Annotated in this window: 2 protein-coding genes; both read right to left on the bottom strand. The window is 41.2% G+C overall.

Annotation, left to right across the window (positions count from 1 at the left end):
• Positions 1 to 217 precede the first annotated feature (217 nt).
• Complete coding sequence (locus tag QM460_RS09985) at positions 218 to 6,562, bottom strand: Rib/alpha-like domain-containing protein (RefSeq protein ID WP_414290017.1); 6,345 nt, start codon at positions 6,560 to 6,562, stop codon at positions 218 to 220.
• 459 nt (positions 6,563 to 7,021) lie between these two features.
• On the bottom strand, positions 7,022 to 11,237 hold a 4,216-nt coding region (locus QM460_RS09980; protein WP_414290016.1), incomplete at its 5' end, for an LPXTG cell wall anchor domain-containing protein.

Genomic DNA, 11,237 nt, shown 5'->3' with positions numbered 1-11,237 from the left:
TTTAGGAACTTTGATAACTTTAAGAAACGAATTTTCATCGCTCTGAATATAAAAATGGAGAGGACAATCGTTGTCCTCTCCAGATGTTAGCTTTTTATTCAACCCACTACAGTTGACAAAGAGCCAATTCAAAAAACCGTAAGAATTTCTTCTTACGGTTTTTCTAGCAGTCTCAAAGAATAATCATTCTCAATTTTGCTTTATTTGAGGTTTTTATTTACTCTTCTTCCTCGCGTTTTTTTGCGATGAGGAGTCCTCCTGTCGCTGCTGCAAGAAGTGCTAGAGCAAGTGAAGCGCTAGATTGTTTTGTACCAGTGTTTGGTAATTCTTTAGCACCCGCTTTCTTAGCTGGAGTGTTATCAGAAGCTGGAGCTGCATTAGCTGCAACAGTTACTTTAACTGGAACTTCATCCTTAGATCCATCTGGATATGTTACGACAACAATTGCATCTTTTTCACCTGGGGTTGTTGTGTCTACTGGTGTCTTGTACTCAAACTTAGTTCCTGATGGAAGATCACCTACGTTGCCGATTGAATCTTTAGCGTTTGGTTTGTCACCTGGTTTAACTGTTTGATCTTTAGCGGTTGGAGTGTTCTTGTCCGCATCTGTACTTGGAGTTACAGGCGCTGGTGTGTTTGGAGTTACTACCTTAACAGTTACTGGAACTTCATCCTTAGATCCATCTGGGTAAGTCACAACGACGGTTGTACTCTTATCACCTGGGGTTGTTGTATCAACTGGTGTCTTGAATTCGAACTTAGTTCCTTCTGGAAGATCTCCAACGTTTCCGATTGATTTCTTAGGATCTGGAGTTTCACCAACATTGACTGTTTGGTCCTTAGGTGTTGGCGTGTTCTTATCCGCATCTGTACGTGGATCTACTACCTTAACAGTTACTGGAACTTCATCCTTAGAACCATCTGGGTAAGTCACAACGACGGTTGTACTCTTATCACCTGGGGTTGTTGTATCAACTGGTGTCTTGAATTCGAACTTAGTTCCTTCTGGAAGATCTCCAACGTTTCCGATTGATTTCTTAGCGTTTGGTTGATCACCTGGTTTAACTGTTTGATCTTTCGCTACTGGGGTATTCTTATCTGCGTCTGTACGTGGATCTTTAACAGTTACCTTAACTGATACTTCGTCTTTAGAACCGTCTGGGTAAGTAACCACTACAGTAGCGTCTTTCTCACCTTCTGTGGTTGTATCTACCGGTGTCTTGTACTCATATGTAGTACCACTTGGAAGATCTGAAACATTACCAATTGAGTTCTTGGCATCTGGTGTGTCACCAACTTTAACAGTTTGATCTTTCGCTACTGGGGTATTCTTATCTGCGTCTGTACGTGGATCTTTAACAGTTACCTTAACTGGAACTTCGTCTTTAGAACCATCTGGGTAAGTCACCACAACAATGGCGTCTTTTTCACCTTCTGTTGTTGTGTCTACCGGTGTCTTGTACTCGAATTTAGTTCCTTCTGGAAGGTCACCTACGTTACCGATTGAATCCTTAGCGTTTGGTTGATCGCCTGGTTTAACAGTTTGATCTTTCGCTACTGGAGTATTCTTATCTGCGTCTGTACGTGGGTCTTTAACAGTGACTTTAACTGGAACTTCATCTTTAGAACCATCTGGGTAAGTCACCACAACAATGGCGTCTTTTTCACCTTCTGTTGTTGTGTCTACTGGAGTCTTGTATTCAAATGTAGTACCACTTGGAAGGTCTGAGACATTACCAATTGAGTTCTTGGCATCTGGTGTGTCGCCAATATTAACAGTTTGATCTTTAGCTACAGGAGTATTTACATCAGCTTGAGTTGGATTTGCGGCTACAGTAACCTTAACTGGTACTTCATCCTTAGAACCGTCTGGGTAAGTAACCACTACAGTAGCGTCTTTCTCACCTTCTGTGGTTGTATCTACCGGTGTCTTGTACTCATATGTAGTACCACTTGGAAGATCTGAAACATTACCAATTGAGTTCTTGGCATCTGGTGTGTCACCAACTTTAACAGTTTGATCTTTCGCTACTGGGGTATTCTTATCTGCGTCTGTACGTGGATCTTTAACAGTTACCTTAACTGGTACTTCGTCTTTAGAACCGTCTGGGTAAGTAACCACTACAGTAACGTCTTTCTCACCTTCTGTGGTTGTGTCAACCGGTGTCTTGTACTCAAATGTTGTGCCACTTGGTAGATCTGAAACATTACCAATTGAGTTCTTGGCATCTGGTGTGTCGCCAATATTAACAGTTTGATCTTTCGCTACTGGGGTATTCTTATCTGCGTCTGTACGTGGATCTTTAACAGTTACTTTAACTGGAACTTCATCTTTAGAACCATCTGGGTAAGTCACTACAACAATGGCGTCTTTGTCACCTGGTGTTGTTGTATCTACTGGAGTCTTGTACTCAAACTTAGTTCCTGATGGAAGATCACCTACGTTGCCAATTGAACCTTTAGCGTCTGGTGTGTCACCCTTGTTCACTGTTTGATCTTTAGCTGTTGGTGTATTCTTGTCCGCATCTGTACGTGGATCTTTAACAGTTACCTTAACTAGAACTTCATCCTTAGATCCATCTGGGTATGTTACGACAACAGTAGCGTCTTTCTCACCTGCAGTTGTTGTATCTACCGGTGTCTTGTACTCATATGTAGTACCACTTGGAAGATCTGAAACATTACCAATTGAGTTCTTGGCATCTGGTGTGTCACCCTTGTTCACTGTTTGATCTTTAGCTGTTGGTGTGTTCTTGTCCGCATCTGTACGTGGATCTTTAACAGTTACCTTAACTGGAACTTCGTCTTTAGAACCGTCTGGGTAAGTTACGACTACTGTTGCGTCTTTCTCACCTGCAGTTGTTGTATCTACTGGTGTCTTGTACTCAAATGTTGTGCCGCTTGGAAGATCTGAAACATTACCAATTGAACCTTTAGCGTCTGGTGTGTCACCCTTGTTCACTGTTTGATCTTTAGCTGTTGGTGTATTCTTGTCCGCATCTGTACGTGGATCTTTAACAGTTACCTTAACTAGAACTTCATCCTTAGATCCATCTGGGTATGTTACGACAACAGTAGCGTCTTTCTCACCTGCAGTTGTTGTATCTACCGGTGTCTTGTACTCATATGTAGTACCACTTGGAAGATCTGAAACATTACCAATTGAGCTCTTGGCATCTGGTGTGTCACCCTTGTTCACTGTTTGATCTTTAGCTGTTGGTGTGTTCTTGTCCGCATCTGTACGTGGATCTTTAACAGTTACCTTAACTGGAACTTCGTCTTTAGAACCGTCTGGGTAAGTTAAGACTACTGTTGCGTCTTTCTCACCTGCAGTTGTTGTATCTACTGGTGTCTTGTACTCAAATGTTGTGCCGCTTGGAAGATCTGAAACATTACCAATTGAACCTTTAGCGTCTGGTGTGTCACCCTTGTTCACTGTTTGATCTTTAGCGGTTGGTGTGTTCTTGTCCGCATCTGTACGTGGATCAACTACAGTTACTTTAACTGGAACTTCATCTTTAGATCCATCTGGGTAAGTTACGACTACTGTTGCGTCTTTCTCACCTGCAGTTGTTGTATCTACTGGTGTCTTGTACTCAAATGTTGTGCCGCTTGGAAGATCTGAAACATTACCAATTGAACCTTTAGCGTCTGGTGTGTCACCCTTCTTAACTGTTTGATCTTTAGCGGTTGGTGTATTCTTGTCCGCATCTGTTGCTGCTTTTGTAACTGTAAATTTAAATGTTTCAGTTACAGGTTTTCCATCAGCACCTTTTACTGGTTGACCATTTTTTCCAAGAACAGTAACAGTTACTTCTGATTCCCCTTCAGTTGTTGGTGTGCCTGTAATTTGTTTTGTTGCTGGGTCGTAAGAAACACCATCTGGAAGACCTTCAACCTTGACAGAACCATCTGTAGGAACTTTCTCTACTGTGACAGCAACTGGTGTGATTTCTTTTCCTACTACACCTGTTTGATCATCAATTGGAGTGATTTTTGAAGCGATTGAATTTGGATCTTTAGTGTTTGTACCATCTGTTGTTTCGTCTGAATCTTTTACACCATCATTATCATCATCTTCATCCGTTACATCTGGGATCTTATCACCATCAGTATCCAACTTAAAGGTAGCCTTGACTGTATCAGTTGAGTTGTCTTTGTAGGTTACTGTAACAGGTACTTCAACTTCTTCAACTGTCGTTCCTGGCTTAGCTTCAACAGTGATTTTTCCTGTATTTTCTTCGATTGATACTGTGTAGCCTTCTGGAGCTACAAAGTCAGATGGAATACTATATTTAGCACCTTCTGGGGCTGTAATATCTTTCCCACCTTTATCTGTGAAAGTTGGCGTTGCTGTAGCAGGGGTTCCTGGTGTTACAAGTGTGTCAGCATATTTTGGAGTGTATTTGTCTGTTTCTTCATCAAGAACAGCAGTGAATGAATCAAGTGCCAATGCTGAATGAAGGTCACTTGTGTCTTCGCCTTGGAGGAATACAGCTGATGTATAGATTGCTGGTTCTGTAAGATCATTTGGCACAGTGAGTGGTACTGACTTAGCAGTTCCTTCTGCTGTTGACATTACAGTTGTTGCTTCACCGATTGCTTTACCATTTTTGAACCAACGGATTTGGTATTCGCGTGATGGCATAAGTCCACCAGTAGTACTTTCAGCAGTATTTCCTGGTTTTGCAAAGTTATCAGCGTTGTCGTATACCAAGATATCGTGCATTGGTTGAGGCGCGATTAGGGCAAAGTTGGTATTTGAAATATTTGCTGCCGCAAGTGATGAAGGTCCTACTGGAAGAACGGCATCTGACGTACCTTCAAACATATTTGATTGGTAGTTATTGCTCCAAATAGCATAGTCATTGACAAGAACAGTGGCATAAACATAATCCGTATTAATGTGACGGTATTTTTGTCCAATAGTTCCATTCCACTTCATAAGATGTTCATTGTCTAAATCTTCATCTTTAACAAGTGTTCCAAACTCTGCATCTGAAATTTTCTTAGAAAGTCCACTGTTAGCCTTATCAGCGCTCACACCATAAAGACCACGGAATGGAATACGATAGTAACCATCTTTATCAACTGGTACTACAACAGTTTCAGCGATATGTGAACCTTTACCATTCTTAGCTTCATATTCTTTGATAATTTCAGCTTGAGCAGCTTTGAAATCATCAAGTTTGTAGTTTTTGTGTTCTTTTTTCCATTTGTCAAAAAGACGAGTCACTTCATCATTTACGTATGAAGCCGCTACTTTAACGTTTGTAGCATTGATATCGTAGCTGTCTTTTTTATACATACGTGCGTCAGAACCACTTGGGTCACGAAGTTCGTACCACACTCTACCACGGATTGTACCATAATCGCCTTTACGTGAAAATTGGCCGTCTGCTTGGTCACCTGTCTGACGGTCTGCTTCTGGTTTCAAGAGATAGTCTTCAGAATTTGGTTTTTCTTGAAGAACTACTTGACCACCAACAATACGGTTGATACCAGCCGTGAAATCCCAAGTTTCATTTAAACGGCTAAGACGTCCGTGGAAACCTGTACGTTGGTCACCTGATTTGATGACAGTGTATTTTGTTGGATCTGGATTTTCTACCCAAGTACGAATAGCAAGCTTAGGGTCTCCTGCAAGTTGAAACTCACCTGTGGCTCCTAGACGGTTTGCTACCGGTTTAGACAAGTCAAATACAAAAGTTCCATCTTGTTCACTTGTTGTCTTATAAACTGGTGACACAAAACCTTTACCAGTTACATACTGAAGGTAGACATTTACACCACCAAGGCGTTTTGCATCTTCTTGGTTATCGTTATTGACTGTTCCATTACGGTAAAGCCAAACTGTTCCTTGATAAGTTTGCTTTTCACCCTTCACACCCGGACTGTAGATTGCTTTCTTTTGAGCTTCATTCTGAAGTTCAGAGTCAAAAGAGCGTGTAGTTCCATTTACTGGAGAAAGGGCACGACGTGAACGTATAGGAGCTTCCGAAGTAGCTTCTGCCTTGACTTTAACTGTTTGAGAAGCTGACAATGTTGCGCTTGATCCGTCTGCAAATGTTACAATCGCAGATCCATCATTGCTAACTTGAACAGAAACTGCAGTCGGATTTGAACCTTTAATTGCTTCAGTAACATTTGAAATTTCTTCAGCAGTTAATGCTGATGCATCCGCTACTGTTGTCAAGCTTGGTGCTTGAACAGAATCTGATTCTTTTGTAGTTGCTGCTACTGGTGCAGCAGAAGGCTCTGTAGCTTTCTCTTCAGCTTTAGCTTCTTCTGTAGCTGACGCAAGTGCTGGCTTCGCATTAGCTTCTGGAGCAGCTGTAACTTCTACAGCAGGCGCCCCATATGTTTCACCTTGATTTTGAGTCTCAGGTTTTACAGCCTCCTTAGTAGTTGCATCTGCTGAATCAGTTTGATCAGCTTGAACTGTCGGTGCTACCAAAGCAGCCCCAACCGCAAAAACAAGCGAACAACCGAAAAGGAAATGTTTTCCTTTTTTGATCATACGCCAATTCTTTTGCTCTGCATTTTTACGATTAAAATACATATCGATATCTCCTTGTTGTATTTTTTAGCATTTTATACGCTACATACATTTTTATTATAAAACATTGGTTAAAGAATGTAAAGAACTTTATAATGTAAAATCGTTTGCAAAATTTTCTAATTTTTTACTTTTATCCTTGTTTTTTTACACTTTATCGTTTAAATCATATTCATATTTTCTTATATGTTAACATCATCTAATTCTAGGGGCTTAACTCCTAAATAGAAAAACAAGAATCTCTAAAAACAGAGATCCTCATTTTCTAATAATGATTCTTACTAAATAGGAAAGAAATCCAACCTCTGGAACCTTAAAAACCACACAGTGATTCTTTAACCTTGATTGTTCTCAAGTCTTGAATCTCTGTGTGGTTTTATGACGAGGCTAGTCTTTTCTCTTAGTCTTTTCTAGCAAATTACAGAATTCATATTCTTAAATTTACTTTATTTGAGTAATTTCTTACTCTTCTTCCTCGCGTTTTTTAGCGATGAGAAGTCCTCCTGTCACTGCTGCAAGAAGTGCTAGTCCAAGTGAAGCGTTAGATTGTTTAGTACCAGTGTTTGGCAATTCTTTCGCTCCTGTTTTCTTAGCTGGTTCTTGAGCAGGTGACTCTTTAGTTGCTTCTTTAACAACGTTTTCAGAGGTAAGTACTGCCACTGATCCGTCCGCAAAGGTTACAACTACTGAGCCATCTTTGTTAACTTTGATATCTTTCGCAGTTGGGTTAGCTTTCTTAACTTCTTCTGCTACTTTAGCTTTTTCAGCGTCAGTCAAGTTGCTTGGATCTGTAACCGGAGTTACTGATGGATTCTTAACGCCATCTGATTCCTTAGCTTTGTCTGATGATTTCTTAACTGTCTTATCTGCTGGGATAATAGCTGTTGAACCATCTTCAAAGGTTACAACTACTGAGCCATCTTTGTTAACTTTGATATCTTTCGCAGTTGGGTTAGCTTTCTTAACTTCTTCTGCTACTTTAGCTTTTTCAGCGTCAGTCAAGTTGCTTGGATCTGTAACCGGAGTTACTGATGGATTCTTAACGCCATCTGATTCCTTAACTTTATCTGATGATTTCTTAACAGTCTTACCTGCTGGGATAACAGCTGTTGAACCATCTTCAAAGGTTACAACTACTGATCCGTCTTTGTTAACCTTGATATCTTTTGCAGTTGGGTTAGCTTTCTTAACTTCTTCTGCTACTTTAGCTTTTTCGGCATCAGTCAAGTTGCTTGGATCTGTAACTGGGGTTACTGATGGATTCTTAACTCCATCTGATTCCTTAACTTTATCTGATGATTTCTTAACTGTCTTATCTGCTGGAATTACAGCTGTTGTACCATCTTCAAAGGTTACAACTACTGATCCGTCTTTGTTAACCTTGATATCTTTTGCAGTTGGGTTAGCTTTCTTAACTTCTTCCGCTACTTTAGCTCTTTCGGCATCAGTCAAGTTGCTTGGATCTGTAACCGGAGTTACTGATGGATTTGTAACTACTTTATCATCTGACTTCTTAACTGTCTTATCTGCTGGGATAACGGCTGTTGTGCCATCTGGGTAAGTTACAGTTGTTGTACCGTCGTTGTCAACTTCTACCTTACTTACTGTAGGGTTTGATTTCTTAACTTCGTCGGCTACTTTAGCTTTTTCGGCGTCAGTTAAGTTGCTTGGATCTGTAACTGGGGTTACTGATGGATCCGTTACGACTTTATCATCTGATTTCTTAACTGTATTATCTGCTGGGACAACGGCTGTTGTGCCATCTGGGTAAGTTACAGTTGTTGTACCGTCGTTGCCAACTTCTACCTTACTTACTGTAGGGTTTGATTTCTTAACTTCGTCGGCTACTTTAGCTTTTTCGGCGTCAGTCAAGTTGCTTGGATCTGCAACTGGGGTTACTGATGGATCCTTAACAGCTTTATCATCTGATTTCTTAACTGTCTTATCGGCTGGGATTACAGCTGTTGTGCCATCTGGGTAAGTTACAGTTGTTGTACCGTCGTTGCCAACCTTAACATCAGTTACTGTTGGGTTAGCTTTCTTAACTTCGTCGGCCACTTTAGCTTTTTCGGCATCAGTCAAGTTGCTTGGATCTGCAACTGGTGTTACTGATGGATCCTTAACAGCTTTATCATCTGATTTCTTAACTGTCTTATCTGCTGTGATTACAGCTGTTGTACCATCTGGGTAAGTTACAGTTGTTGTGCCATCTTTGTCAACCTTAACGTCAGTTACTGTTGGGTTAGCTTTCTTAACTTCGTCGGCTACTTTAGCTTTTTCGGCGTCAGTCAAATTGCTTGGATCTGTAACTGGGGTTACTGATGGATCCTTAACAGCTTTATCCTCTGATTTCTTAACTGTCTTATCGGCTGGGATAACGGCTGTTGTGCCATCTGGGTAAGTTACAGTTGTTGTACCATCTTTGTCAACCTTAACGTCAGTTACTGTTGGGTTAGCTTTCTTAACTTCGTCGGCTACTTTAGCTTTTTCCGCATTAGTCAAGTTGCTTGAATCTGTAACTGGAGTCACTGATGGATCCTTAGCACCTTTATCCTCTGATTTCTTAACTGTCTTATCGGCTGGGATTACAGCTGTTGTGCCATCTGGGTAAGTTACAGTTGTTGTGCCATCTTTGTCAACCTTAACGTCAGTTACTGTTGGGTTAGCTTTCTTAACTTCGTCGGCTACTTTAGCTTTTTCGGCATCAGTCAAATTGCTTGGATCTGTAACTGGGGTTACTGATGGATCCTTAACAACTTTATCATCTGATTTCTTAACTGTCTTATCGGCTGGGATAACGGCTGTTGTACCATCTGGGTAAGTTACAGTTGTTGTACCGTCGTTGCCAACCTTAACATCAGTTACGGTTGGGTTAGCTTTCTTAACTTCGTCGACTACTTTAGCTTTTTCCGCATCAGTCAAGTTGCTTGGATCTGTAACTGGGGTTACTGATGGATCCGTTACGACTTTATCATCTGATTTCTTAACTGTCTTATCGGCTGGGATCACAGCTGTTGTGCCATCTGGGTAAGTTACAGTTGTTGCGCCATCTTTGTCAACATTAACGTCAGTTACTGTTGGGTTAGCTTTTTTAACTTCGTCGGCTACTTTAGCTTTTTCGGCGTCAGTCAAGTTGCTTGGATTTGTAACCGGTGTTACAGCTGGATCCTTAAGTTCTTTATCAACTGATCTCTTAACAGTTTTATTTGATGGGATAACAGCTGTTGTACCACCTGGATATGTAACTGTTGTTGTGCCGTCTTCACCAACTTTAACATCTGTTACAGTTGGGTTAGCTTTCTTAACTTCTTCTGCTACTTTAGCTTTTTCCGCATCAGTCAAGTTGCTTGGATCTGTAACAGGAGTTACTGTTGGATCCGTTACTACTTTATCATCTGATTTCTTAACTGTCTTATCGGCTGGGATTACAGCTGTTGTGCCATCTGGGTAAGTTACAGTTGTTGTACCGTCGTTGCCAACTTCTACCTTACTTACTGTAGGGTTTGATTTCTTAACTTCGTCGGCTACCTTAGCTTTTTCGGCATCTGTTAGAGATGATGGGTTAGCTACTGGTGTGACTGATGGAGTCTTAACTACTTTATCAACTGCTGTCGCTTGAGCTGGATCACTTGCGTCTGATGTTTGACCATCTTTCGTTGCTTTAACAGTTACTGGGCCTGCTGGAATATCAACGGTTGGTGTAATAGTTGCTTTACCAGTGTTATCAGCTGTACCTTCACCAATCTTGTTACCGTCTTTATCGAACAACTCAACTGTAGTTCCTGGTTCTGCTGTCACTTCAACTGGTGTCTTAGTACCGGCTTTACCTGTGAGGTCTGTGTTCACGACTGGTTTGCTTGGTTTAGCTGGTGTTTCTGGCTCTTTAGCTGTTGCTGGAACCGGATCACTTGCTTCTGGTGTTTGACCATCCTTGGTTGCTACAACCGTCACATTTCCTTCTGGAATATCAACTGTTGGTGTAATAGTTGCTTTACCATTTTCATCAGCTGTTGCTTCACCAATCTTGTTACCATCTTTATCATACATTTCAACCTTAGATCCTGGTTCCGCTGTCACTTCAACTGGTGTCTTAGTGCCCGCTTTGCCTGTGAGGTCTGTTGTAATTTCTGGTTGAATTGGTGTTGTTGGAGTTGCTACTGTAGCTTGAACTGGATCGCTCACTTCTGATGTTTTACCATCTTTAGTAGCTTTAGCAGTTACATTACCTTCTGGAAGGTCTACCGTTGGAGTAATGATAGCTTTACCATCTGCTCCTGCTGTTGCTTCACCAATCTTGTTACCGTCTTTATCGAACAACTCAACTGTAGTTCCTAGTTCTGCTGTCACTTCAACTGGTGTCTTAGTACCGGCTTTACCTGTGAGGTCTGTGTTCACAACTGGTTTGCTTGGTTTAGCTGGTGTTTCTGGCTCTTTAGCTGTTGCTGGAACCGGATCACTTGCTTCTGGTGTTTGACCATCCTTGGTTGCTACAACCGTCACATTTCCTTCTGGAATATCAACTGTTGGTGTAATAGTTGCTTTACCAGTGTTATCAGCTACGCCTTCACCAATCTTGTTACCATCTTTGTCGAACAATTCTACCTTAGTGCCTGGTTCTGCTGTCACTTCAACTGGTGTCTTAGTGCCGGCTTTACCTGTAAGGTCTGTATCTACAACT

The sequence above is a fragment of the Streptococcus infantis genome, from assembly GCF_047464415.1.
GTDB classification, from domain to species: domain Bacteria; phylum Bacillota; class Bacilli; order Lactobacillales; family Streptococcaceae; genus Streptococcus; species Streptococcus infantis_AE.
This window is presented reverse-complemented; position numbering and strand designations above follow the sequence as displayed.

Coding starts and splice junctions, on each gene's coding strand:
- QM460_RS09985 (WP_414290017.1), bottom strand. CDS start 6,562: ATGTATTTTAATCGTAAAAATGCAGAGCAAAAGAATTGGCGTATGATC.